The following is a 25371-nucleotide window of genomic DNA, read 5'->3' as shown; positions in this document are numbered from 1 at the left end:
GGCCGGCATGACGGACGCCATACGGATGCGGGCAGCACGGAGCCCCCGGCCGGTGGGGCACGGGGGCTCGGCTCGGACCGCTCGGTGATCAGCTCAGCGGGATGGTCCCCACGCGCTCGGCGGGCGTCTTGCCCATGAGCGCCTTGCGCAGGGCACCCACCACGTCCTGCGGGGTGACCTCGGTCTTGGTGCCGTTTCCGCGCTGGATCAGGACGCCCTTGAACGCCGTCCCGTACAGCTCCTTGACCGCTTCGAGGTCGTAGTTGTCGACGAGCTTGCCGCCGACCTCCTTGACTCCCAGGATCTTCGGCAGCGAGCGCTCCGGACCGAACTGGATCTTGTGGAGCGGGTCGGTCTGCACGGTGACGAGGCCGGACATCGCGGGCTGCGCGAACTCCTTCATCATCCGGTCGACCTCGGCGTTGCTCACCTTCGGCTGCTGGCTCGCGCTCGGCAGCTCGACCGGGGTCTCCTGGCCGGTGGCGGCGCGGTCCTTGTACGCCTTGGCGACGGCGGCGACGCCCTTGTCGCCGTCGATGCCCTGGTACGGCTTGCCGTAGACGGGGACGGCCTTGCCCGGCTCGAACTTGATCGTGCCTTCCTTGGCCGCGCCCGACTCGCCCGCGAGCGTCTTGAGGGCGTCCGCGATCTTCTCCTCGTCGGCGACGATCACGGGCTCGGCCGTGCGGGTGCCGCCGAGGAGCGAGGGGATGACGGTCAGCGGGTTGTAGTCCCGGCCGGCCGCCTCGCGCACCGTGGCCTGGGTGTCGATGGACAGACCCGCCACGGACGGCTTGAGCTGCGCCTCCTTGCCGCCGATGGAGACCTTGAGCGGCTTGGTCGCCCGGTCGCCGAGGGCGGAGTCGAGCTTCTGGACGGCCTCCTCCTTGGAGGAGCCGCCGATGCTGACGCCGAGGACGGTGGTGCCGTTGGGCACGTCCGCGTGGTCGAGCACCAGCCCGGCCACGTACGCGACGCCGACGAGGCCGATGACCGCGCCGCCCAGCAGCACGATCTTCGAACGGCCCTTCTTCTTGGGCCGGGCCTTCGCGGGCGCGCTCTTCGGCGCGGCCTTCGCGGCGCCCTTGGCCGGGGCCGCGGGGCCCGCGCCGGGCCCGGGCACCTTGGGCTTGGGAACGGCGATGCGCGGCGCGCCGCTGTCCACGGGCTTCCCGGCCTGCGCGGCGCCGCCCGGGCCGGGCGGCGGCACGGCGGGCACGCCGCCGCCGGCGAGGTTCTCGCCGGGGGCCCGGCCGCCAGCCGCGGGAGCCTTGGCCCCGCCCTTCTTGCCGCCCTTGGCACCCTTGCCGCCCTTGGGCTGCTGGGGGGCCTTGCCGGGCGCCGCCGGAGGAGCGGCCGCCGCGGCGGACTGCGCACCGGCGGGCGGTGCGGGCACGCGGGGCACGCCTTCGTGCGGCGTGTCCGTACGGCCGAACCCGCCCGCGGCGGGGGCGAACGGATCCGCGGCGCCCTGGCCCATGACGGGCGCGGGGAACTGCTGCGTGCTCTCCGGCTCGGTCCACTGCGCACCGCCGCCCGCGGGCGCACCCGGCGCCGGGGGCTGCATGATGCCCATGGACCCGGTGCTCATCGGGTCCTCGGGCCAGGGCGCGCCGCCGCCCGGAGCGGGCGGCTGCGGCATCGAGCCGGTCGTCGAAGGGTCGCCCGGCCACGGCGTCGAGGCCGTGGTGGAGGGGCTGCCGGGCCAGTCGTCCACGGGCGCGCCCGGGGCGGCCGGAGCCTGGGAGGCCTGCGGGCCGCCCGGCCAGTCGTCCTGGGCGCCGCGCCGCTGCGCCATGCCGCCGGTGGGTGCGCCGCCGCCGGGCACGCCACCGGGCGCACCGGCGCCCGGAATGTCGTTCATACCCGCGTTCATACCCGCGTCCCACGGGGTCGCACCCGTAGTCGAGGAGCCGCCGGGCCAGTCGTCCTCAGCGCCGCGCCGCTGCGCCGCGCCGCCCGCCTGCGGGGCGGCGGCGCCGTGCGTGGTGTCGCGCTGCCAGCCGTTGCCCGGGTTGGCGGGGGCGGGCGGCTGCGGCGCGGGGCCGGAGCCGGTCGCCTGCACGTCACCCGGCCACGGCGTACCGCCCATGGTCTGACCGCCGGCCGGGGTAGCGTCGCGCGGCCCGGAGTGCTGCGGGGCACCCGCACCGGCGGCGCCCGCCGAGCGGCGCGGCAGGTCCGCCTTGCGCCCGCCCGCCGGAGGAGGCGGCGTGGCACCGCCGGACTTGCGGGGCGCGAACCAGTCGCTGGCCTTCTCGCCCTTGCCGCCGCCCTGCTCCGTGGAGCCGGTGCGGTCCTGCGGGTTGCGGCCGGGAGGCGTCGCCGGGGCGGGGCGGCGCGGCAGTTGGGCCTTGCGCTCGCCCGACGGCGCGCCGCCGCCCGCGGCCGCACCGCCGCGGGCCGGAGCCTGCTTGGCGGAGGCGGAGGCGGAAGCGGCACCCGAAGCGGAAGCGGCACCCGCGGCGGACGCGGAACCGGCCGCGGAACCGGTGCCGGACCCGCCCGCGGAAGCGGCCTCGCCGTCGACGGGCGTGCGCATGATGACCGGTGGGATGGGCCGCGAGCCGGGGATGTTGATCCGGATCCGCGTCGTCAGCGTGGTCTCGGTCTTGGGCTCTTCGGGCCTGGAGGCCGCGGCCGCGCGGGCCTGGTCCTCACTGCCGAACGGAGGGGTCCCGGACGGGTAGGCGGCGCCACCGCGGCCCTGGGGCCCGGAGGACGAACTGTCAGATTCACGGCTCAAAGCAGGTTCTCCCGGTTAGCTCCGCCGCCCGTCATGACCTCGCGCGGGCGGCTCGGCGGCGCGCACCACCATACTGGGCACCGCGCACACGCACTTGACGACCGCCGGTTCACGCCGGCGGGCGGGAGCGCGCTGCGTGCCCGCACGCCGTCGGCCCGTCACGGGACAAGTCCGGCAGATGCCGGATGACCTGCGCCGGGCCCGACGACACTCAGGCAGAAATCGTCACGTCACTTGCCAAGTCGGACCGAAGGTCCGTCCGGTTGCGGCAGTTTCGGGACAGTGGCGCACATCACAGCCAGCGCCATCCCGCCCAGCAGGAAGACCCACGAGCTGATTCCGGCACCGAAGAAGAAGTCGCCCTCGGGGCGGCTGGAGGTCATCAGCATGACCGCGACGAGCCAGCCGCCGGCGGCCACGGCGCCGCCGGCGCGGGTGCCCGTGGCGGCCACCGCGCCGTAGCTGAGGCCCGCGACGGCGAGCAGGGCGAGCGAGAGGCCGCCGGGGAACCAGCCGCCCTGGGTGAGCGCCCCGGCGAAGCCGGTGGCGGCGCCGAGGACGAAGAGGCCGAGGTACGCGGCGAGGCGCGCGGCGCTTATGGGCGTGGTCATGCCGCTCATGCTTCCACCCCGGCGAACAGGTCGTCCTCGCGCGGGCCGGCGGCCCGGCCGCGGACCAGCTTGTAGTACTCGTCGGTGAGGATCGGCTGCCCCAGGTCGTTGGAGAGCGCGAAGAACGGGCCGTCCACGGCGATCTGCGTGGCGTGGGCGCGCATCGCCGCGGCCTTGGCCCGGGCGTGGCCCGCGGTCGCGACGGCGGCGGTGACCTCGTCGTCGGGGACGACGCCCGGGACGTCGGCCGCGGAGGCGACGCCCGGGAAGGAGACCTCGCGGCCCGCGGCGCGCAGCCGCGCGAAGCCCTCCTCGATGACGGAGAGGGGCACGCAGTTCCAGTAGACCTTCGCGATCTCGTGGGGGTCCCCGAGGTCGCGGCGGAAGGCCGGCTCGCCGGCGAGCTCGGCGGCGCGCATGGCGACGCGGTGCGCCTGGATGTGGTCGGGGTGGCCGTAGCCGCCGTTCGGGTCGTAGGTGACGAGCACCTGGGGGCGCACCTCGCGAATCACCTCAACGAGGGACGCGGCGGCCTCGTCGACGTCGGCGCGCCAGAAGCAGTCGGGGCGGTCGTTCTGCGGGGCGCCCATCATCCCCGAGTCGCGGTAGCGGCCCGGGCCGCCGAGGAGGCGGTGGTCGGTGACGCCGAGCTCCTTCATGGCGGCGGCCAGCTCCCCGGCGCGGTGGGGGCCCAGGCGGTCGTCCCGGTCGGCGGCGAGGTGGGCCAGCTCCGGGGGGATCACCTCGCCCTCTTCGCCGAGTGTGCAGGTCACGAGCGTGACGTGGGCCCCTTCGGCCGCGTACTTGGCCATGGTCGCGCCGTTGTTGATGGATTCGTCGTCCGGGTGCGCGTGCACCAGGAGGAGCCGGCGGCCCGGCAGGACGGAGCTGTCGGTCATGGGAGAAGCCTACGAGTCCTGCGGGCCCGGCGGAGCCCCGCCCGCGGGACCCGGGGCGCACACCCTCAGAACTTGATGTTGCTGATCACATCGGTGGCGCTCTTGGTCACCTGGTGGATCGTCGGCCCGAGTGACGAGCTCGCCAGATAGAAGCCCAGCAGGACGCAGACCGCGGCGTGGCCGGCCTTCAGCCCGGACTTCCGGCACAGCATGAAGACGACGATCGCCAGCAGCACCACCGCCGAAATCGAGAGTGCCACGGCGGTTCACCTCCAGATACGCGCGGTTGAGACGCATGAGACGGATGAGACGGATGACGGTTGACGGATGACACGCGGGACTTATCGGCTATGCGTCCGTGATCATAACTTTCCGGAGCGTGACCCAGCACTGGGTGCATGGGGGCAATTCCGGGGCGCACGGCGGATTCTCGCCGCTCCGCCGTAGGCTCGGCGCCATGACCAGACAAGTCTCGTTCCCGCGACAGTACGCCCGTACGCAGCGGTTCTCGCTCGGCGCGCCGCGTGCGTTCACCGTGTCACCTGACGGAACCCGTGTCGTCTTCCTCCGCTCCCGTTCGGGGACCGATCGCACGGGTGTCCTGTGGGTCCTCGACCCCGCCGCGGGACGGGAGTTCCCGGCGGCCGACCCGGCCGTCCTGCTGTCCGGCGCCGCCGAGGAGCTGTCGGCCGAGGAGCGGGCCCGCCGCGAGCGGCTGCGCGAGGGTTCCGCGGGCATCGTCGCGTACGCCGTGGACAGCGCGGCGGAGTTGGCGGCGTTCGCCCTCTCGGGACGGCTCTTCGTGGCGGAGCTGCGCGGCGGCACCGCCCGTGAACTGGCGGTTCCCGGCCCCGTGGTCGACCCGCGGCCCTCCCCCGACGGCCGCCGGGTGGCCTATGTCGCGGGCGGCGCGCTGCGGGTGGCCGATGTGGAGCCGGTGGCCGGCGCGGCGGCGGGGGAGACCGCCGACCGGGCCCTGGCCGAGCCCGACGGGCCGTCCGTGACCTGGGGACTCGCCGACTTCATCGCGGCCGAGGAGATGCACCGCCACCGCGGCTTCTGGTGGGCGCCGGACGGGGAGTCGCTGCTGGCCGCGCGGGTGGACGAGACGCCCGTGCGGCGCTGGTGGATCGCCGACCCCGCCAACCCGGGCCGGCAGCCGGCCGAGGTGGCCTACCCGGCGGCGGGCACCCCGAACGCCGAGGTCACGCTGGCCCTGCTGGGCCTGGACGGCGGCCGTACGGACGTCCGGTGGGACCGCGAGCGCTACCCCTACCTCGCGCAGGCGCACTGGTCGGCGGGCGGTCCGCCGCTGCTGCTGGTGCAGTCGCGCGACCAGCGGCGGCAGGCGTATCTGTCCGTGGACACGGAGACCGGTGCCACGAGCGTGCTCCATGAAGAGGACGACGCAAAGTGGCTTGAACTGTTCCCCGGCGTTCCCGCCCGGACCCCGGACGGGCGCCTGGTGCGCATCGCCGACGAGGACGGCGCCCGGGTGCTGGTGGTGGGCGACCGAAAGCTGACCGACGGCCGGCTGCACGTGCGCGCCGTCCTCGACGTGGGCGACGCCGACGTGCTGGTCTCCGCCTCCGCCGGGCCGGACGCGACCGCTCCGGAAACCGGAGAAGCGCACGTCTACCGGGTGGGCGAGCAGGGCGCCGAGCGCGTCTCGCAGGAGCCCGGCTGGCACTCGGCCGTGCGCTCGGGGGCGGTCTCGGTCCTGGTCTCGGCGGTACCGGAGCGCGCCGGGGCCACGGCCCGGGTCCTGCGCGACGGCGCGGAGGCGACGGTCGTGACGTCGTACGCGGAAGCGCCGGTGCTCACCTCGCGCGCACGGCTCACCGAGGCGGGCGCGCGCCGGATCCCGTGCGCCGTCGTCCTGCCGACGGACTACCAGGAAGGTGACGGCCCGCTTCCGGTGCTCATGGACCCCTACGGCGGACCGCACGGCCCGCGCGTGGTGGCCGGGCACAACGCCCACCTGACCTCGCAGTGGTTCGCCGACCAGGGCTTCGCCGTGGTCGTCGCCGACGGCCGGGGCACCCCGCACCGCTCCCCCGCCTGGGAGAAGGCGATCCACCACGACTTCGCGGGCGCCACCCTGGACGACCAGGTCGAGGCCCTTCAGGCGCTGGCCGGGGAGTTCCCGCTGGATCTGAGCCGGGTCGGCATCCGCGGCTGGTCCTACGGCGGCTACCTCGCGGCGCTGGCCGTGCTGCGCCGCCCGGACGTCTTCCACGCGGGCGTGGCGGGTGCCCCGGTGACCGACTGGCGGCTGTACGACACGCACTACACCGAGCGCTACCTCGGCCACCCCGAGGAGCACCCGAAGGTGTACGACCGCAACTCGCTGGTCACCGAGGAGGGTCTGGCGGAGGCGGCCGCCGAGGTGCGCCCGCTGATGATCGTGCACGGCCTGGCCGACGACAACGTGGTCGCGGCGCACACCCTGCGGCTGTCGTCGGCGCTCCTCGCGGCGGGCCGGCCGCACGAGGTGCTGCCGCTGTCGGGCGTGACGCACATGACCCCGCAGGAGCAGGTCGCGGAGAACCTCCTGCTGCTCCAGGTCGACTTCCTGAAGCGGTCCCTCGGGATGAAGTGACTCCTGTGAAGTGACCGCCGCGCGGCGTGCTCGACTCCCTGTCAAGCACGCCGCGTCGTCGATCCGCTCATCCTTCGTTCAAGAAGTGCGCTCCCCCGCGCGCTGTCGCGCAGCCCTCTTGACCGGACCGCGGCTCCGTTGTCAGAGTCCGCTCAACCCTCCGCGCGGGAACGGCATCCGCGAGGGATCGACACGACGACAGTGCGGGGGATCGAAGCGATGGCGAGTCCTTCCCCGGACCCGGTGGCAGCACCGGGGCCGGCCGGCAGATCACCCGGACAGCTGATGCGGCGGCGCTTCAAACGCGACCGTCCGGGTGTCGTATCGGCCTACGTGGTGACGTTCTTCTTCCTCGTCGCCCTGGCGGCGCCGCTCATCTCGAAGCTCTACGGAAAGAACCCGACGGAGACGTACGGGCTCGACAAGCCGGGCCTGCTCAACGAGTACGGCTATCCGGTCAAGCCCAACGGGGGGATCTCCGGGAGCTTCTGGTTCGGTCTCGAACCCACCCTCGGCCGGGACGTCCTGACGCAGCTCGTCTACGGAATCCGTACCTCGCTGCTCATCGCCGCGGCGGCAACCGTCCTGTGTGTCCTGACGGGTGTGCTCATCGGGGTGACGGCCGGCTATCTCGGCGGCCGGACCGACTATCTGCTCGGGCGCTTCATCGATCTGCTGCTGGCCTTCCCGAGCCAGCTGTCGTTCATCGCCTTCACTCCGGTCGTCTACTCCCTCTTCGTGAGCCCGGAGAAGGAGACGCCCACCTACCTGCGGGTCCTGACGCTCATTCTGGTGCTGTGGGTGCTGGGCTGGATGGGGCTGGCACGGCTGCTGCGCGGGCAGGTGCTGAGCCTGCGGGAGCGGGAGTTCGTCGAGGCGGCGAAGGTCACGGGCGCCTCCCCCTGGCGGATCATCACCAAGGAGCTGCTGCCCAACCTCTGGACGCCGATCCTGGTGCAGTCCACGCTGATGCTCCCGAACTTCGTGACGATCGAGGCCGGGCTGTCCTTCATCGGCGTCGGCATCGTGGAGCCCACGCCCGACTGGGGCCGGATGTTCGCCAACGGCGCCCACTACTACCAGAGCGACATCACCTACATCTTCTTCCCCGGCCTCGCCATGATCGTTTTCGTGGTCGCCTTCAACCTGCTCGGGGACTCGGTCCGGGACGCCTTCGACCCGCGGACCGGACGCTGAGGACGTGCACGCAAGAACCGGCTAGCGACGGACAGGCAGGTGCATCGACGCATGAAGCCCACGACGCGATCCCCCAGAAGCACGCGAGCCCGCAGAAGCACACGGTCCCGCAGGAGCAGAGGCCGGCTCGCCTCCTCCACCGCCGTCGCCCTCGCGGCCGGCGCCCTGGTCCTCTCCGCGTGCAGCAGCGGAGGCGGCGGGGGCGGCGGCGGGGACAAGAGCGAGGGCCCCGGTTCGGACAAGAACACCTCCGCCAACTACTCGGTCGGCACCAAGGAGGACTCGGCCGGGCCCGCACCCGAAGTCCCGGGCGCGAAGAAGGGCGGCACGGTGGGCGTCCTCCAGCGCGACGCCTTCGTGCACCTGGACCCCGGGCAGATCTACTACAGCGACATGCTCGCGAACCAGATGCTCTACAACCGCACGCTCACCTCGTACAAGGTGGACGACAAGGGCCGCGTCAAGGTCGTCGGCGACCTCGCGACCGACGCGGGCACCGCCTCCGACGGCGGGAAGACCTGGAAGTTCACCCTCAAGGACGGGCTGAAGTTCGAGGACGGCTCACCGATCACGGCCAAGGACGTGCGCTGGGGCGTCGAGCGGCTCTACGCGGCCTTCGAGACCGACGGCCCGCTGTACGTCCCCCAGTGGCTCTCCGGCGACGGCACCGACTTCCGCAAGGCGCTGCCCGACGGCCCGTACAAGGGCGCTCACCTGCCGGCGTCCGTGCTCGACACCCCGGACGACAAGACGATCGTCTTTCACTTCCGTCAGCCGCACGCCGACACCCCGTTCGCGACCGCCATGCCGAACATCGGGCCGGTCAAGGCCGAGAAGGACACCCAGCGCAAGTACGACAACGCCCCCTTCTCCTCCGGCCCGTACAAGGTCGGCGACTACAAGGTGGGCAAGTCCCTCACTCTCGTCCGCAACGAGAACTGGGACGCCAAGACCGACCCGATCCGGCACCAGTACGCCGACCGGTTCGAGATCAGCTTCGGCCACCAGTTCGCGGACTCCACCCGGCGCTTCCTCGCCGACCAGGGATCCGACAAGAACGCCCTGTCGTTCACCAACGCCGTCGCCCCGGAGATGACCGAGAAGGTCCTCGGCCAGGCCGACGCCAAGGCGCGCCGCTTCGTGGAGATCCAGCCGTACGTGGACTACATCAGCTTCAACATGGACCGGCTCAAGGACGTGAACGTCCGCAAGGCCCTCGCGTACGCGATGCCCAACGGGCAGATCCTCCAGCAGGTGGGCGGCGCCACCGCCGGGGTGCTCGCCACCAACTACCTCTCGCCCGCCATGGACGGCTACAAGCCGACCGACCCGTTCGGGAAGAAGGCCAAGCCGGCCGGCGACCCCGACAAGGCCCGCGAGCTGCTCAAGCAGGCCGGCAAGGAGGGCCAGGAGATCGTCTACGCGTACGCCAACACCGACCTCCAGCAGAAGGTCTCCGTGGTCGTGACCCAGGCCCTGGAGCGGGCCGGCTTCAAGGTGCAGAAGAAGGAGATCGACGCCAACACCTGGCGGACCGCGATCGCCGAGGTCAAGAACAAGTTCGACATCTACCGCACCTCGTGGGGCGCGGACTGGCCCGTCTCCTCGACCGTCGTGCCCCCGCTCTTCGACGGCCGGCAGATCGCCGACGGCGCGCAGAACTACGGCCACCTCAACAACCCGGCCGTCAACGCCGCGATCGACCGCATCAGCGCCGTGCCGGACGTGAAGAAGGCCGCCCCCGAGTGGCAGCAGCTCGCCGACAAGATCTTCACCGAGGACGTGCCGGGCGTGCCGACCTTCTACAACACCCAGTTCTCCCTGTGGGGCTCGAACCTTGGCGGCGTCCGCTACCAGCCGGTCTACGGGACGGTCGACCCGACCGGCGTCTACGTGAAGTAGCCGGCCGTGCTGCGCTTCCTCGCCCGCCGTACGCTCGGCGCCCTCGTCATCATCGTGCTCATCAGCGCGATCACCTTCGCCCTCTTCTTCGCGCTGCCGTCGCAGCCGGCCCTGATGTCCTGCGGCAAGAACTGCACCCCGGACGCCCTCGCCCTGATCAACAAGAACCTGGGCCTGGACCAGCCGGTCCCCGTGCAGTACTGGCACTACATGGCGGGCATCTTCACCGGCCGCGACTTCACCGTCGGCCACTGCCCGGCCCCCTGCTTCGGCTACTCGTTCTCCAACCAGCAGCCGGTCTGGGGCACGATCGTGGACCGCTTCCCCACGACCTTGTCCATCACGGTCGGCGGCGCCGCCGTCTTCCTCGTCGTCGGCGTGGGCATCGGCATGATCGCCGCGGCCTTCCGGGGCACCTGGATCGACAAGTTCTTCAGCTCCCTGTCGCTCGTCGGCAACTCCCTCCAGATCTACTTCGTCGGCGTCATCGCCCTCGCCGTGCTCGTCAGCGGGCTGCACTGGATGGACAACCCGGCCTACTACCCGATCACCGAGAACCCCGTGAAGTGGTTCACCGGCATGCTCCTCCCCTGGCTGGTGCTGTCCATCATCTTCATCGCCAACTACAGCCGCATGACGCGCTCCCAGATGATCGAACAGCTCGGCGAGGACCACGTGCGCACCGCCCGCGCCAAGGGGCTCGGGCGGCGTACGGTCTTCTTCCGCTACGCCTGGCGGGGCGCGCTCGCGCCCATCGTCACCATCTTCGGCATCGACCTCGGGTCGCTGTTCGGCGGGGCGATCATCACCGAGTTCACCTTCAGCCTGCACGGGCTGGGGCGGCTCGCGGTGTCCTCCGTGAGCGAGACCGACCTGCCCACGCTGATGGCCGTGATGCTCGTCGGCTGCACGGCGATCGTCGTCGCCAACATCGTGGTGGACGCCGCGTACGCCGTCATCGACCCGCGCGTGCGGCTCGCCTAGGGGGATTCGTGTGACCGCATTTCTCTCCGTCCGGGACCTGAGCGTCCGCTTCTCCACCGAGGACGGCACCGTACGGGCCGTCGACGGCCTGTCGTTCGCCCTGGAGCGCGGCCGCACGCTCGGCATCGTCGGCGAGTCCGGCTCCGGGAAGTCCGTCACCAACCTCGCCGTGCTCGGGCTGCACGACCCGCGCACCACCGAGATCCGCGGCGAGATCCTGCTGGACGGGCAGGAGATGACCGGCGCGCCCGAGTCCGTCCTGGAGAAGCTGCGCGGGAACAAGGCGGCGATGATCTTCCAGGACTCGCTCACCGCCCTCTCCCCGTACTACACGGTCGGCCGGCAGATCGCCGAGCCGTACCGCAAGCACACCGGCGCGTCCCGGCGGGAGGCCCGGCTGCGGGCCGTCGAGATGCTGCGGCGCGTCGGCATCCCCCAGCCGGGGCTGCGCGTGGACGACTACCCGCACCAGTTCTCCGGCGGGATGCGGCAGCGGGCGATGATCGCGATGGCGCTGGTCTGCGACCCCGAGCTCCTCATCGCCGACGAGCCGACGACCGCGCTCGACGTCACCGTCCAGGCGCAGATCCTCGACTTGCTGGGGGATCTCCAGCAGGAGACCGGCGCGGCGATCATCCTCATCACGCACGACCTCGGCGTCGTCGCCGGCACCGTCGACGACCTGCTCGTGATGTACGCGGGCAGGGCCGTCGAACAGGGGCCCGTGCGGGAGGTGCTGCGGGCGCCCCGGCACCCGTACACGTGGGGGCTGCTGGGCTCCATGCCGCGGCTGGCCGCCTCCGTCGACGAGCCGCTCACGCCCATCCCGGGCACCCCGCCGAGCCTGCTCGCGCCGCCGCCGGGCTGCCCGTTCCATCCGCGGTGCGCGTACGTCTCCGATGTCGGCGGGGAACGGTGCCGCACGGAGCGGCCCGGGCTGCCGGCCGGGCGGGGGGCCGCGTGCCACCTCTCCGAGGAGCAGCAGCGCCGCGTGTTCACAGAGCAGATCCGGCCCCGGCTCGGCTGAGGAGAGACGCCATGGACGACACGAGCCCCCGGGGCGGCGAGCCGCTGCTCGTCGCGGAGAAGCTCACCAAGCACTTTCCCGTACGGGGCGGCTTTCCCGTCCGGCGGACGGTCGGCGCCGTGCAGGCCGTCGACGGCATCGACCTGACCGTACGGGCCGGGGAGAGCTTCGGCCTCGTCGGCGAGTCCGGCTGCGGCAAGTCCACGACGGGCCGGCTGCTCACCCGGCTCCTGGAGCCGTCCGCCGGGCGGATCCTCTACCGCGGCGAGGACATCACCCACGCGGGGCGCAAGGAGCTCGCGCCCGTCCGCTCCGAGATCCAGATGATCTTCCAGGATCCGTACGCGTCGCTGAACCCCCGGCACACGGTCGGAAAGATCATCTCCGGGCCGATGGAGATCCACGGCGTCACCCCGCCGGGCGGGCGCGAGGGGCGCGTGCGGGAGCTCCTGGAGACGGTGGGCTTGAACCCCGAGCACTACAACCGCTTCCCGCACGAGTTCTCGGGCGGGCAGCGGCAGCGGATCGGGGTGGCGCGGGCCCTCGCCCTCGAACCGAAGGTCGTCGTCGCCGACGAGCCGGTGTCCGCGCTCGACGTCTCCATCCAGGCCCAGGTGGTCAACCTGCTGCAACGGCTGCAGCGGGAGCTGGGGATCGCGTTCCTGTTCATCGCCCACGATCTGGCGGTCGTGCGGCACGTGTCGCACCGGGTGGCGGTGATGTACCTCGGGAAGATCGTGGAGGTCGGCACGCGGGATGACATTTACGGGCGGCCGCGGCATCCGTACACGCATGCGCTGCTGTCGGCAGTGCCGGAGCCTGTGCTGAGCGACGGCTCGGCGCCGCGCGAACGCATCCGGCTCGCGGGGGACGTCCCGTCCCCGATCGCCCCGCCGTCGGGCTGCCGCTTCCGCACGCGCTGCTGGAAGGCGCGGGACCGCTGCGCCGCGGAGGCCCCGCCCCTGACCCGGGCCCCCGACTCGGCCGAAGACCACCTATCGGCCTGCCACTACCCGGAACCCCCGACAACGACGGCCCCTGCGGCCCGGTAGGGCCACCGCACCCCCGGCCGCGAGCCCTCAGGTTCCCCCTTGCCCCGGGCAAGTTGTTCCCGCCGCAACGGCGATCAGCCACAACGGCGGAATCCGGCGGTGCCGAACCGGCCCGAGGCCGTACGGCACCGCCGGACAGCCCGGCGGGGGCTGATCACCGCCGCGGCGGAGGGTTGTCGCAGGGCGACGGGGGAAGCGAGGAAGACGCGGCGCGGCGCGCCGAGGCGGGCGCTGGCGCCCGGACTCCCCTTTGCCGCAGGCAAAACAATCCCGCCGCAACGGCGATCAGCCACAACGGCGCATCCCGGCGGTGCCGGACCGGCCCTAGGTCGCACCGCACCGCCGGACACCCCGGCGGGGGCTGATCACCGCCGCGGCGGAGGTTGCCGTGGGCGACCCGCGATCACGACGCTTGCGGGCCGTCGCCCGGCGGCAGCCGTTCCTCGGCGTAGTGGCACGCCGAGGCGTGGGCCTCCGGGCCGCCGCCCTCCAGGAACCAGTCGGGGATTTCCAGGGGCGGGACGACCCGCGCGCACTTCTCCCGCGCCTTCCAGCACCGCGTGCGGAACCGGCACCCCGACGGCGGGTGCGCCGGCGACGGCACGTCGCCCGTCAGGATGATCCGGTCGCGATCGGCCCGCGCCCGCGGGTCCGGGACCGGCACGGCCGAGAGCAGGGCCTGCGTGTACGGATGCGTGGCGTGCTCGTAGATCTGCGCGTCCGTGCCCGCTTCGGCGAACCGCCCGAGGTACATGACCGCGACCCGGTCCGAGATGTGCCGGACGACGGACAGGTCGTGGGCGATGAAGACGTACGCGAGGTCGAACTCGTCCTGGAGCCGCTCCAGCAGGTTGACGACCTGGGCCTGGACGGAGACGTCCAGCGCGGACACCGGCTCGTCGGCGACGATGATCTCCGGCCGCAGGGCGAGCCCCCGCGCGATCCCGATCCGCTGCCGCTGCCCGCCGGAGAACTGGTGCGGGTAGCGGTTGATGTGCTCGGGGCTGAGGCCGACGACGTCGAGGAGTTCGCGGACCTTGGCGCGCCGGTCGCCCTTGGGCGCGACCTCGGGGTGGATGTCGTACGGCTCGCCGATGATGTCGCCGACGGTCATCCTCGGGTTGAGCGAGGTGTAGGGGTCCTGGAAGACCATCTGGATGTTGCGCCGGACGGCCTTGAGCGCGCGCCCGGACAGCCGCGTGATGTCCTCGCCCTTGTACAGGATCCGCCCGGACGTGGGCCGCTCCAGGTTCACCAGCAGCTTGGCCACGGTCGACTTGCCGCACCCCGACTCCCCCACGATGCCGAGCGTCTCCCCGCGCCGCAGGTCGAAGGAGACGCCGTCGACGGCGTGCACGGCGCCGACCTGCTTCTTGAAGAGGATTCCCCGGGTGAGCGGGTAGTGCTTGACCAGGTCCCGCACCTCCAGAATGGCCTCGCCGTTACCCGGCATCGTCGAGGGTCTCCTTCCAGAAGTGGCAGGCGCTGGCGCGGCCGGGCGCGACGTCGAAGAGCGGCGGCCGGTCGGTGCGGCAGATCGCCTGGGCGCGGGGGCAGCGCGGGTTGAAGGGGCAGCCGGCGGGGATGTCGGTGAGGCTGGGCGGCAGGCCCTTGATGGCGTGGAGCTCCTTGCCCTTGTGGTCGAGGCGCGGGATGGAGCCGAGCAGGCCGGCGGTGTACGGGTGGGCGGGCGCGGCGTAGAGCGCGTGGACGGGCGCGGTCTCGACGATCCGCCCGGCGTACATGACGGCGATCCGGTCGGCGACGTCCGCGACGACGCCCAGGTCGTGGGTGATGAGGATCAGGCCCATGTGGTACTCGCGCTGGAGCTCGGCGAGGAGGTCCATGACCTGGGCCTGGACGGTGACGTCGAGGGCCGTGGTGGGTTCGTCGGCGATGACGAGGTCCGGTTCGAGCGCCAGCGCCATGGCGATCATGATGCGCTGGCGCATGCCGCCGGAGAACTGGTGCGGGTAGTCGCCGGCGCGTTCCTGCGCGGCGGGGATGCGGACGCGCTCCATCATCCGGACGGCCTTGGCCCGGGAGTCCTTGCGGGTCATGCCCTCGTGGACGGAGTACATCTCGGCGAGCTGGGCGCCCACGCTCATCACGGGGTTGAGGGCGGACAGCGCGTCCTGGAAGATCATGGAGAGTTTGGCGCCGCGGAGCCGGCGGCGCCGCTCGCCGCCCATGGTGAGCAGGTCCTCGCCGCGGAAGAGCACTTCGCCGCCGGTGACGTGGCCGGGCGGGGAGTCGAGGATGCCCATGACGGCCTGGGCGGTGACGGACTTGCCCGAGCCGGACTCGCCGAGCACGGCGAGCGTCTCCCCGGCGCGGACGCCGTAGCTGACGCCGTTGACGGCCTTGGCGACGCCGTCGCGGGTGCGGAACTCCACGTGCAGGTCGCGTACGTCCAGCAGGGGTACGTCCGGTGGGGATACGGCGGCGGCCGTCGCCTCCGGTGCCTGGTGCATCCGCCCGCTCCTCAGCGCAGTTTGGGGTCGAGGGCGTCGCGGACCGCGTCGCCGAGCATGATGAACGCCAGCACCGTGATGCTCAGGGCGCCCGCGGGCCACAGCAGCATGTGGGGGGCGTTGCGGATCTGGGTGGAGGCGTTGGAGATGTCGATGCCCCAGGACACGGTGGGCGGTTTGAGGCCGACGCCCAGGAAGGACAGCGTGGCTTCCAGGGCGATGTAGGTGCCGAGGGCGATGGTCGCGACGACGATGACGGGGGCGACGGCGTTGGGCGCGATGTGCCGCAGCAGCAGCCGGGTGTTGCCCGCGCCGAGGGCCCGCGCGGCCTGTACGTAGTCGTGCTGCCTGGCGGTGACGACGGAGCCGCGGGCGATGCGGGAGATCTGCGGCCAGCCGAGCAGCACGATGAAGCCGACGACGGGCCACAGGGAGCCGCCGGTGACGACGGAGAGGAAGACGAGGCCGCCCAGGATGATGGGGATGCCGAAGAAGACGTCGGCGATCCGGGAGAGCAGGGCGTCCCACCAGCCGCCGAAGAAGCCGGCCAGCCCGCCGAGCACGCTGCCGAGGAGGGCGGCGCCGGCGGTGGCGCAGATGCCGACGGTGATGGAGGCGCGGGCCCCGTGGACGGTACGGGTGTAGACGTCGCAGCCCTGCACGTCGAAGCCGAAGGGGTGGCCCGGCTGGGGGCCCTCCTGGGCCTTGGCGAGGTCGCAGGCCAGCGGGTTGCCGCTCGCGATGAGGCCGGGCCACAGGGCGATCAGCACCAGGAACAGGATGATCAGCGCGGAGACCACGAAGACGGGGTTGCGGCGCAGGTCGTGCCAGGCGTCGGACCACAGGCTGCGGGCCTTGCCGCTCGCGGTGCCGCCGGGGATGGGGCCGCCTTCGAGGGTCTCGGCGTCGCTGGTGGCCAGCGAGGAGGCGCCGCCGCCCGCGGGGGTGACGGCCGCGCCGGGGTCGCCGCCGGCGGGCGTGTAGCCGCCGTCGGGGTCGGAAGGACCGGGCTCAGGCATAGCGGATCCTCGGGTCGAGCACGGCGTAGAGGAGGTCGACGAGCAGGTTCGCGAGCAGGAAGACGATGACGAGGATGGTCACGAAGCCGACGACGGTGGGCGAGTTCTGCCGCAGGATGCCCTGGTAGAGCTGGAAGCCGACGCCGTGGATGTTGAAGATCCGCTCGGTGACGATGGCGCCGCCCATGAGCGCGCCGATGTCGGTGCCGATGAAGGTGACGACGGGGATGAGGGAGTTGCGCAGCAGGTGCCGGGTGACGACGCGGCGGCGCGGCAGGCCCTTGGCGACGGCCGTGCGGACGTAGTCGGCGCGGGAGTTCTCGGCGATGGAGGTGCGCGAGAGGCGGGTGACGTACGCGAGGGAGGTCAGCGCGAGGACGATGCCGGGCAGCATCAGCTCGTCGAAGGGCGCTTCGGGGGACACGGACGGCGAGACAGCCCCCCACTTCACGCCGAAGAGGTACTGGAGGACGTAGCCGCTGACGAAGGTCGGGACGGAGACGACGATCAGGGTCAGCAGGAGCACGGTGGTGTCGGCGGAGCGGCCGCGGCGCAGCCCGCTGAGGACGCCGAGGGTGATGCCGAAGACGATCTCGAAGAGGATCGCGACGAGGGTGAGGCGCAGGGTGACGGGAAAGGCGTTGGCCATCAGCTCGGTGACCGGCTGGCCGTTGAAGGCCGTGCCGAAGTTGCCCGAGAGGATCTGCCCCATGTAGTGCCCGTACTGCTTCCACAGGGGCTCGTCGAGGTAGAGCTCCTGGCGGATGCGGGCGGCGGTGGCGGGGTCGGGCGCCTTGTCGCCGAAGAGGGCGGCCACGGGGTCGCCGAGCGCGTAGACCATGAAGAAGATCAGGAACGTGCTGCCGATGAACACCGGGACCATCTGGAGCAGGCGCCGGATCACGTACCGTCCCATGGACGGTCAGCCGACCTTGATCTGCTCGTAGACGGGCACGCTGAAGGGGTTGAGCGTGACGTCGGAGACCCGGTCGGAGTAGCCGGCGCTGCCGTTCTGGTACCAGAGCGGGATGGCGGGCATCTCCCGGGCGAGGATCCTCTCCGCGTCGTGGAACTTGGCGTTGGCCGCGCTCTGGGACCCGTCGGCGTTGGCCTCGTCGACCAGCTTGTCGAACTGCGGGTCGCTGAACTTGCCGTAGTTGGACGAGGCGTTCGTGTAGTAGAGCGGCTGGAGGAAGTTCTGGATCAGCGGGTAGTCCATCTGCCAGCCGGAGCGGAAGGGGTTGCTCAGGCGCTGCTCGGTGATCTGGTTGCGGAAGTCGGCGAAGGTGCCGACGGGGTTGACGACGCAGGCCTTGTCGTTGCCGAGGGCGGTGTTGATGCTGTTGCAGACGGCGTCCATCCACACCCGGTGGGAGCCGGTGTCGACGTTCGAGGTGAGGGTGATCCGGCCGCCGGGCAGGCCGCCGCCGTCCTGGATGAGCTTCTTGGCGGAGGCGGAGTCGAACGTGCAGGCGTCGCCGCACAGGCCGGCCTTGTAGCCGCCCTGGTCGCCGAGGGCCGGTGAGGTCCAGTCCGTGGCCGGGGTGCGGGTCTTCTGGTAGATCTGATCGGTGATCTGCTGGCGGTTGACGGCCATGGACAGCCCCCGGCGGACCTTCTCCATCCCGTCCTTCGACCAGTTCGGGTCGTACATGGGGAAGACCAGGGTCTGGATGATGCCGGCCGGCTGGTTGATGTAGCGGTCGCCGAGGTCGGCCTTGACGTTCTTGAGCTGGGCGCTCGGGATGTCGTCGACGAGGTCGAGGTTGCCGGCCTGGAGGTCGGTGTACGCGGTGTTGTTGTCGGTGTAGACCCGCAGCTCCACGCCGCTGTTGCGGGCCTTGTCGTCCCCGGGGTAGCCCTCCCAGCGGGTGAGCTTCATCGCCGAGCCCTTGGCGTACGAGTCGATGGTGTACGGGCCGTTGCCCACCGGTTTCTTCAGCCAGTTCGCGTGGTCGTCGAAGAAGGCGCGGGGCAGCGGGGCGTAGGCGGCGTAGCCGAGGGTGTCGGGCCAGGTGGAGAACTTGGTGCGCAGCCTGACCGTGAAGGTCTTGTCGTCCTTGACGGCGAGCCCGGAGAGGGTCTTGGCGGCGGCGTGCCCGCTGGACGGGTGGACCTTGTCGTAGCCGTCGACGTATTCGAAGAAGGAGGCGTTCTTCTGCTTGTTGTCGACGAGGGCCGCGTAGTTCCAGGCGTCCACGAAGGACTTGGAGGTGACCTTCTCGCCGTTGGAGAAGGTCCAGCCGTCCTTGAGGGTGACGGTGAAGTTCTGCTGGTCGGAGGTCTCGATCTTCTCGGCCAGCATGTTCTCGGCGGCGCCGCTGCGGGGGTCGTAGCGCTTGAGCCCGCGGAAGATCATCGCGAGCACCTTGCCGCCCTGGACCTCGTTGGTGTTGGCGGGCTCCAGCTGGTTCTGCGGGTCGCCCCAGGAGGCGCGGACGATGCCGGAGCCGCCGCTGCCGCCCCCGCCGCACCCGGCCGCGGCCGCGGCGAGCACCGCGGACAGGGCGCAGACGGCCCACCTGGCGCGCGTGGCTCCACGCATCGAGTGCCTCCCTGGGCCTAAGTGTCACTTAGGCCCAGATAACACCTGATATGCCTGTACGCGGCGCCTCCGCGACGCCTTCCCGTCCCGAACCACACGAAAGGGCTCCCCCGGCTGACCGAGGGAGCCCTTCCATCCGACCACGGAGCGCCGACTCGGGCGGTGGCGGCGGAACAAAACTGCCCGCCGCAACGGCGCCAAGCCACATCGTGGCGGCTGGGGGTGCCCCCAGCGGTAGCTGGGGGAGGTGCCGGACCGGGCGCAAAACCCGATCCAGCCCCGCCCGCCGCAGGCGTTACGCCGCGCTCACCACGTTCGGCTTCTCCTCCGCGAAGTGGCACGCCGACTCGTGCGCCGCCGGGGTGTCCTTGCCCTCGTAGAGCTTGGGCACGGCCAGCAGCGGCACCTCCTCGGCGCACTTGTCCTCCGCCTTCCAGCAGCGGGTGCGGAAGCGGCAGCCGGACGGCGGGTTGGCCGGGGAGGGCACGTCACCGGTGAGGATGATGCGCTCGCGGCCCTCGCGGGCCTCCGGGTCCGGCACCGGGACGGCCGACAGCAGCGCCTGGGTGTAGGGGTGCGTCGGGTGCTCGTAGATCTCGGTGTCCGTGCCGATCTCGGCCATCTTGCCCAGGTACATCACGCCGACGCGGTCGGAGATGTGCCGGACGATGGACAGGTCGTGCGCGATGAAGAGGTAGGAGAGGTTGAACTCGTCCTGGAGCCGCTCCATCAGGTTGATGACCTGCGCCTGCACCGAGACGTCCAGCGCCGAGACCGGCTCGTCGCAGATGATGATCTCGGGGTTGAGCGCCAGGCCGCGGGCGATGCCGATGCGCTGCCGCTGGCCGCCGGAGAACTGGTGCGGGTAGCGGTTGACGTACTCCGGGTTGAGGCCGACGACGTCCAGCAGCTCCTGGACCCGCTTGCGCCGGTCGCCCTTGGGCGCCACCTCGGGGTGGATCTCGAAGGGCTCGCCGATGATGTCGCCGACCGTCATCCGCGGGTTGAGCGAGGTGTACGGGTCCTGGAACACCATCTGGATGTTGCGGCGGACCGCCTTCAGCGCACGCCCGGACAGCTTGGTGATGTCCTGGCCCTTGTAGAAGACCTCGCCGGAGGTGGCCGTCTCCAGGGTCATCAGCAGCTTGGCGACCGTGGACTTGCCGCAGCCGGACTCGCCGACGATGCCCAGCGTCTCGCCCTGGTAGAGGTCGAAGGAGATCCCGTCCACGGCCTTGACCGCGCCGACCTGCTTCTTGAGGAGCAGGCCCTGCGTCAGCGGGAAGTGCTTGACGAGGTTGCGCACCTGGAGGATCGGCTCCCGCTGACCGGCCGCCGCGGCCTTGCCGGCCTGCTTGGTCATGTCAGCCATGGATCGTTTCCTTCCAGAAGTGGCACGCGCTGCCGCGGCCGTCGAGCTCGGTGCCGTCCTGCTCCGTCACCTGGTGCAGCGCCGGGATGTCCGCCCGGCAGACGTCCTGCGCCTTGGGGCAGCGCGGGTTGAAGGCGCAGCCGGTGGGGATCCGCAGGAGGTTGGGCGGCAGGCCCTTGATCGCGTACAGCTCCTGGCCCTTGTGGTCCAGGCGCGGGATCGAGTCCAGCAGGCCGCGGGTGTACGGGTGGGCGGGGCGCTTGTAGAGCTCGTGCACGGGCGCGGTCTCCACGATCCGGCCCGCGTACATCACGGCGATCTTGTCGGCGACGTCCGCGACGACGCCGAGGTCGTGGGTGATGAGGATCAGGCCCATGTTGTACTCGCGCTGGAGCTCCGCGAGCAGGTCCATGACCTGGGCCTGGACGGTCACGTCGAGGGCCGTGGTCGGCTCGTCAGCGATGATCAGATCCGGCTCCAGGGCCATCGCCATGGCGATCATGATGCGCTGGCGCATACCGCCCGAGAACTGGTGCGGGTAGTCGCCCACGCGCTGCTTGGCGGCCGGGATACGCACCCGGTCCATCAGCTCGATCGCCTTGGCCTTGGCGTCCTTCTTCGACAGGCCCTGGTGCACCCGGAACATCTCGCCGAGCTGGTTGCCGACGGAGAAGACGGGGTTGAGGGCGGACAGCGCGTCCTGGAAGATCATCGCCATCTTCGGGCCGCGCAGCTTGCGCCGCTCGCTCTCCGGCAGCTTCAGGATGTCCTGGCCGTGGAAGAGGATCTCACCGCCGGCCACCCGGCCGGGGGGCGAGTCCAGGATGCCCATGATGGCCTGGGCGGTGACGGACTTGCCGGAGCCCGACTCGCCGAGCACGGCGAGGGTCTCGCCGGCGTCGACGCTGTAGCTCACACCGTTGACGGCCTTGGCGACGCCGTCGCGGGTCTTGAACTCGACGTGCAGGTCGCGCACTTCGAGCAGGGGAGCGGACTTCTTCGCGTCCTGCGGCGCGGCACCGGCCGCCCCTTCGGTCTTTTCGGTCGTGGTCATCGGGACGTTCTCCTCAACGCAGCTTCGGGTCGAGGGCATCGCGCAGCCCGTCACCGACAAAGACAAATCCGAGCACCGTCAGCACGATCGCGGAGCTGGGGTACACCCACAGGAAGTCACTGACGCCGAGGGAGTCCTTGCCGGCGGAGATCATGTTGCCCCACTCCGGCACCTCGGGGCTCACGCCGATGCCGAGGAAGGACAGCGAGGCCTCGGCCACGACGGCGGTGCCGACGCTGAAGGACACGAACGACATCACGGCCGCGATGGAGTTGGGCATGATGTGCCGCGTGATGATGCGGGTGGTGCTCGCGCCCAGGGCCTTCGCCGCGGTCACGTAGTCCATCTCGCGGACGGACAGGATGCTGGAGCGCAGCAGGCGGGCGACCGTGGCCCAGCTGAAGACGGCCAGCGAGACGATGACGGGCAGCACGCCGCGGCCCATCACCAGGATGATCACGATCGCGCCGATGAGCAGCGGGAAGGCGAAGAAGATGTCGGCGATGCGCATGATGACGCTGTCGACGGCCTTGCCGAAGTAGCCGGACACGGCGCCGAGGATGCAGCCGATCACACAGGCCAGGAAGATCGAGGCCAGACCGACGATGACGGCGATGCGGCTGCCGTAGATGATGCGGGAGAACTGGTCGCGGCCCAGGGCGTCGGTGCCGAACCAGTGGTCGCCGCTGGGCTCCTGGAGCGTGTTGGTCAGGTTCTGCGCGTACGGGTCGTGCGTCGCGATCAGGGGTGCCGCAGCGGCGATGATGAAGAGCAGGGCGACCAGCACGAGGCCGACCACGGCCAGCTTGTTGGCCATGAAGCGGTGGCGGATCTCGCCCCACTGGGTGATGCGGGCCGGTGCGGGCTCGGCGGTGTTGTTCGCGGCGGCGGTCGGTGCGGTCGCGGCGTCCGGCCCCTGGGCGCTCTTGGCGAGCTCAGTCATGGGTGACTCCTAGAACGGGTGTGACCTGGCGGTCAGCTGAGGCGGATCCGCGGGTCGAGCACCGCGTAGAGCAGATCGACCAGCAGGTTGAGCACGACGAAGACGGCGACGCCGTAGGTGACCACGCCGACGATGATCGGGTTGTTCCCCTGCTGGATCGAGGTGACCAGCGCGTAGCCCATGCCGTCCCAGTTGAAGATCGCCTCGGTGATGAGGGCGCCGCCGAGCAGGCCGCCGAAGGAGATGCCGATGTAGGTGACCACAGGGATGATCGAGTTCCGCATGACGTGCTTGAGGAGCACCGTGCGGCGCGGAAGGCCCTTGGCGATGGCCGTCTTGACGTAGTCCGCGCGCAGCACCTCCAGCATGGTGCCGCGCATCAGCCGCGCGACGAGGGCCGCGTCGATGATGGCCAGCGTGAACGCCGGCATGATCATCGAGTTGAACGAGCCGTCCGAGATCAGCGGGAACCAGCCGAGGTTCACGGAGAAGGTGCTCTGCAGCACCATGCCGATGACGAAGCTGGGGAAGCCGATGGCGAAGGTCGTGAGCAACGTGACCAAGACGTCCCAGAACGAGTATCTGAACAGGGCCGCCACCAGGCCCGCGAGGACGCCGATCACCACGTCGATGAGGATCGCCGCCACGGCCAGCTTGGCGGTGTTGCCCAGCTTGGGGGCGAGCACCTCCGTCACCTGGCGCCGCTGGGTGTAGTCCTCGCCGAGGTCGCCCTTGACCAGGTTGGTCACGTAGTTGCCGTACTGCACGGCAAGGGGCTTGTCCAGGCCGTAGCGCTCGCGCAGCTGCTCGACGACGGCGGGGTCACGCGCCTTGTCGCCGCCGAGCGAGCCGACCGGGTCTCCGGGGAGGACGAACAGACAGGCGAAGAGGATGAGCGTCGCGCCGAAGAGGACGACCACCATCTGCCCGATCCGCCGGATCACATATTTGCCCACGATGTCTCCTTGACTTACTGCCGCCGTGGGGCGTTCGCCGTCGCCTCCCGGCACGGGGGGAAGGTGGGGAGGCGGCCGCGCACGGCCCGGCCGCGCGGGCCGGGGCGTGCCGCAGGCGAAGGCCGCGGAGCCTCAAGCTCGCGCTCGGGGCTCCACGGTCTTCACGGGACTGGCTGGAGGGTGACGGTTACTTGACGCCGATCTCGGCGAGGTTCGGGTCCTCGTAGAAGTCGATCTTCACGTTGGTGAACTTCTTGCTGTTCACCAGACGGTACTGAGTGCGCTTCCAGGTCGGGATGACGGCCTGGTCCTCGTCGATCGCGAGCTTCTCGGCCTCGTTGTAGATCTTGGCGCGCTCGGCGGCGTCCTTGGTCTGACGGGCCTTCACCAGCATCTCGTCGAACTTCGGGTTGCTGTAGCGGCCGCGGTTGTCGCCCAGCGCCTTGCCGTTGGCGTCCGGGTTGATGCCGTTGGTGGAGAGCAGGGGCGCGAAGAAGTTGTCGGCGGTCGGGTAGTCCGCGGACCACGCCTGACGCCAGATGCCCTTAGCGCCCTTCTCCTGCTGCTTCTCCAGGGCCTCCTTGAACGGCAGGCCGTTGAGCTTGACCTTCAGGCCGAGCACGTCCTCGACCTGCTTGGCGACGGCCTGCACCCACTCCTCGTGCCCGGCACCCGTGTTGTAGCCGAAGTCGAGGGTGTCGCCCGGCTTGAGGCCGGCCTTCTCCGCGTACTCCTTGGCCTTGGCCTTGTCCTGCTTCACGCAGGAGGAGCACACGTCGGCCTTGTAGACCTCCTTGAAGTTCGGCGGGAGCAGGGCCGTGGCGGGCTCCTGCAGGCCCTGGAAGACACCCTTGGCGATCTCCGCGCGGTCGATCGCGTAGGAGATGGCCTTACGGGCGTCGGCCGAGTTCATCGGGCTGGTCTCGTTGAACGGGGAGATGTAGTTGATGCCGGCGACGTCGGACTTGACCCACTCGCCCTGCGGCTCGTACTTCTTCTTGGCGCCCGGCATCTGCGGGACGGGCATGCGGGCCCAGTCGAACTGGCCCGACTCGAAGCCCTTGTACTCCAGGGTCACGCCGCTGGCCGGGTTGAGGATCGAGAGCTCGACCTTGTCCAGCTTGGCCTTGGTCAGACCGTAGTCGTCGTTGCGGACGAGGGTGATCTTCTTGTTGTGCTCCCACGAACCGGACATCTTGAAGGGGCCGTTGCCGATGGGGGTGTCGTTGAACGACTTGTTGTCGCCGGCGCCGGCGACCTTCGGCATCGGGCTGAAGGCCGGGTGGGCGGTCTTCTTGTCGAACTCGAAGTCAGGGGCGGAGAGCTTGACCTTGAGGGTGTAGTCACCCTCGGCGGACAGGCCCGAGAACTTGTCGCTCGAACCGCCGTTGAGCTCCTTGTAGCCGGCGATGCCGTTCATGTGGTACGCCACGTCGGAGGCGGACGCCTTGGTGGCGACACGGGTCCAGCCGCGGATGAACGCCTCGGCGTTCACGGGCTCGCCGTTGGTGAACTTGGTGTCCTTCTTGATCTGGAAGGTCCACTCGTCACCGGCGTCGTTCGGCTTGGCGGACTCCGCCAGCTTCGGCGCGAGGGTGCCGTCGTCCTTCACGTCATAGAGGCCCACGAAGAGCTGACGGGCCACCAGCGTGCCCTCGGACTCCTGGGCGTTGACGGGGTCGATCGACTTCGGCTCGGTGATGCCGAGCCGGAAGGTCGCGCCGCCCCCCTTGCCGCTGTCGTTGCTGCCGCCGCCACAGGCGGTCGCGGCCATCGCCACGACTATCGCGCCCACGACCCACTTGGCGCTCTTGGCACCGCGCATGGGTATGCCTCCTCAAGAGTCCACTTTTGACTATGCGAGAGGCGCCGGCCCCACGCTGACACCCCTGACAGCGGAGACGGAACCGGCACCTCGAGTGTGCTCGTGAGTCGGCGCTCCCCACAGCGCGTGACCCATTGACCCGAGCTCAATGAACCCAACTATT

At 70.9% G+C, this 25371-nt stretch carries 20 protein-coding genes; 6 read left to right on the top strand and 14 right to left on the bottom strand.

Going from position 1 to position 25371, the window contains the following annotated elements; all coding sequences use genetic code 11:
* Positions 1-88: 88 nt before the first annotated feature.
* The 4 genes from PS271_RS19060 to PS271_RS19045 all read right to left on the bottom strand — a co-directional run bounded on the left by PS271_RS19060 (position 89) and on the right by PS271_RS19045 (position 4516).
* Positions 89-2746, bottom strand: a complete 2658-nt coding sequence (locus tag PS271_RS19060) for a hypothetical protein (protein ID WP_398383236.1) — start codon at positions 2744-2746, stop codon at positions 89-91.
* A 230-nt stretch (positions 2747-2976) separates the two neighbouring features.
* On the bottom strand, positions 2977-3357 hold the full coding sequence (locus PS271_RS19055) for a DUF6113 family protein (RefSeq protein ID WP_398383235.1): 381 nt from the start codon (positions 3355-3357) through the stop codon (positions 2977-2979).
* Between the two features lie 5 nt (positions 3358-3362).
* On the bottom strand, positions 3363-4256 hold the full coding sequence (gene mshB / locus PS271_RS19050; RefSeq protein WP_398383233.1) for an N-acetyl-1-D-myo-inositol-2-amino-2-deoxy-alpha-D-glucopyranoside deacetylase: 894 nt from the start codon (positions 4254-4256) through the stop codon (positions 3363-3365).
* A 65-nt stretch (positions 4257-4321) separates the two neighbouring features.
* Complete coding sequence (locus tag PS271_RS19045; RefSeq protein ID WP_030366139.1) at positions 4322-4516, bottom strand: hypothetical protein; 195 nt, start codon at positions 4514-4516, stop codon at positions 4322-4324.
* A 197-nt stretch (positions 4517-4713) separates the two neighbouring features.
* Here PS271_RS19045 and PS271_RS19040 point away from each other — a divergent pair, with 197 nt between their 5' ends.
* The 6 genes from PS271_RS19040 (at position 4714) to PS271_RS19015 (ending at position 13020) form a co-directional block, all read left to right on the top strand.
* Positions 4714-6858 (top strand): S9 family peptidase, encoded by a 2145-nt coding sequence (locus tag PS271_RS19040; RefSeq protein WP_398383231.1) that lies wholly within the window; start codon positions 4714-4716, stop codon positions 6856-6858.
* A 219-nt stretch (positions 6859-7077) separates the two neighbouring features.
* The gene (locus tag PS271_RS19035; protein WP_398383230.1) at positions 7078-8055 is read left to right on the top strand and encodes an ABC transporter permease; all 978 of its coding nucleotides are present in this window, start codon (positions 7078-7080) and stop codon (positions 8053-8055) included.
* Positions 8056-8106: 51 nt separating this feature from the next.
* The gene (locus PS271_RS19030) at positions 8107-9957 is read left to right on the top strand and encodes an ABC transporter substrate-binding protein (protein ID WP_398383229.1); all 1851 of its coding nucleotides are present in this window, start codon (positions 8107-8109) and stop codon (positions 9955-9957) included.
* A 6-nt stretch (positions 9958-9963) separates the two neighbouring features.
* Positions 9964-10941: an ABC transporter permease gene (locus PS271_RS19025; protein ID WP_398383227.1), complete on the top strand. Its 978-nt coding sequence runs from the start codon at positions 9964-9966 to the stop codon at positions 10939-10941.
* Positions 10942-10951: 10 nt separating this feature from the next.
* Complete coding sequence (locus PS271_RS19020; protein WP_398383225.1) at positions 10952-11968, top strand: ABC transporter ATP-binding protein; 1017 nt, start codon at positions 10952-10954, stop codon at positions 11966-11968.
* Positions 11969-11979: 11 nt separating this feature from the next.
* On the top strand, positions 11980-13020 hold the full coding sequence (locus PS271_RS19015; RefSeq protein WP_398383224.1) for an ABC transporter ATP-binding protein: 1041 nt from the start codon (positions 11980-11982) through the stop codon (positions 13018-13020).
* Positions 13021-13423: 403 nt separating this feature from the next.
* Here PS271_RS19015 and PS271_RS19010 read toward each other — a convergent pair whose 3' ends face one another.
* The 10 genes from PS271_RS19010 to PS271_RS18965 form a co-directional block, all read right to left on the bottom strand.
* A complete protein-coding gene (locus PS271_RS19010) occupies positions 13424-14473 on the bottom strand; it encodes an ABC transporter ATP-binding protein (protein WP_398383223.1) in 1050 nt (349 codons plus the stop codon).
* Complete coding sequence (locus PS271_RS19005; protein ID WP_398383222.1) at positions 14463-15494, bottom strand: ABC transporter ATP-binding protein; 1032 nt, start codon at positions 15492-15494, stop codon at positions 14463-14465. Before PS271_RS19005 ends, PS271_RS19010 begins: the two co-directional genes overlap by 11 nt.
* Before the next feature lie 11 nt (positions 15495-15505).
* The gene (locus PS271_RS19000) at positions 15506-16513 is read right to left on the bottom strand and encodes an ABC transporter permease (RefSeq protein ID WP_398383220.1); all 1008 of its coding nucleotides are present in this window, start codon (positions 16511-16513) and stop codon (positions 15506-15508) included.
* Positions 16506-17429, bottom strand: a complete 924-nt coding sequence (locus PS271_RS18995) for an ABC transporter permease (protein WP_356280708.1) — start codon at positions 17427-17429, stop codon at positions 16506-16508. The genes PS271_RS19000 and PS271_RS18995 overlap by 8 nt, the downstream gene beginning before the upstream one ends.
* Before the next feature lie 6 nt (positions 17430-17435).
* Positions 17436-19058 (bottom strand): peptide ABC transporter substrate-binding protein, encoded by a 1623-nt coding sequence (locus PS271_RS18990; protein WP_398383218.1) that lies wholly within the window; start codon positions 19056-19058, stop codon positions 17436-17438.
* A 295-nt stretch (positions 19059-19353) separates the two neighbouring features.
* On the bottom strand, positions 19354-20430 hold the full coding sequence (locus PS271_RS18985) for an ABC transporter ATP-binding protein (protein ID WP_398383217.1): 1077 nt from the start codon (positions 20428-20430) through the stop codon (positions 19354-19356).
* Positions 20423-21484 carry an ABC transporter ATP-binding protein gene (locus PS271_RS18980; protein ID WP_398383216.1) on the bottom strand — a complete coding sequence of 354 codons (1062 nt, stop codon included), beginning with the start codon at positions 21482-21484 and terminating at the stop codon, positions 20423-20425. Before PS271_RS18980 ends, PS271_RS18985 begins: the two co-directional genes overlap by 8 nt.
* Before the next feature lie 13 nt (positions 21485-21497).
* Positions 21498-22427 (bottom strand): ABC transporter permease, encoded by a 930-nt coding sequence (locus PS271_RS18975; RefSeq protein ID WP_398383215.1) that lies wholly within the window; start codon positions 22425-22427, stop codon positions 21498-21500.
* 32 nt (positions 22428-22459) lie between these two features.
* Positions 22460-23383, bottom strand: a complete 924-nt coding sequence (locus PS271_RS18970; protein WP_398383213.1) for an ABC transporter permease — start codon at positions 23381-23383, stop codon at positions 22460-22462.
* Between the two features lie 187 nt (positions 23384-23570).
* Entirely contained in the window at positions 23571-25208 is a 1638-nt protein-coding gene (locus tag PS271_RS18965; protein WP_398383211.1) for a peptide ABC transporter substrate-binding protein, read from the bottom strand.
* Positions 25209-25371 lie beyond the last annotated feature (163 nt).

Source organism: Streptomyces sp. SCA2-17 (assembly GCF_044336695.1).
Note: the sequence above shows the minus strand (reverse complement) of the source record. Positions and strands in the feature narration are given on the sequence as shown.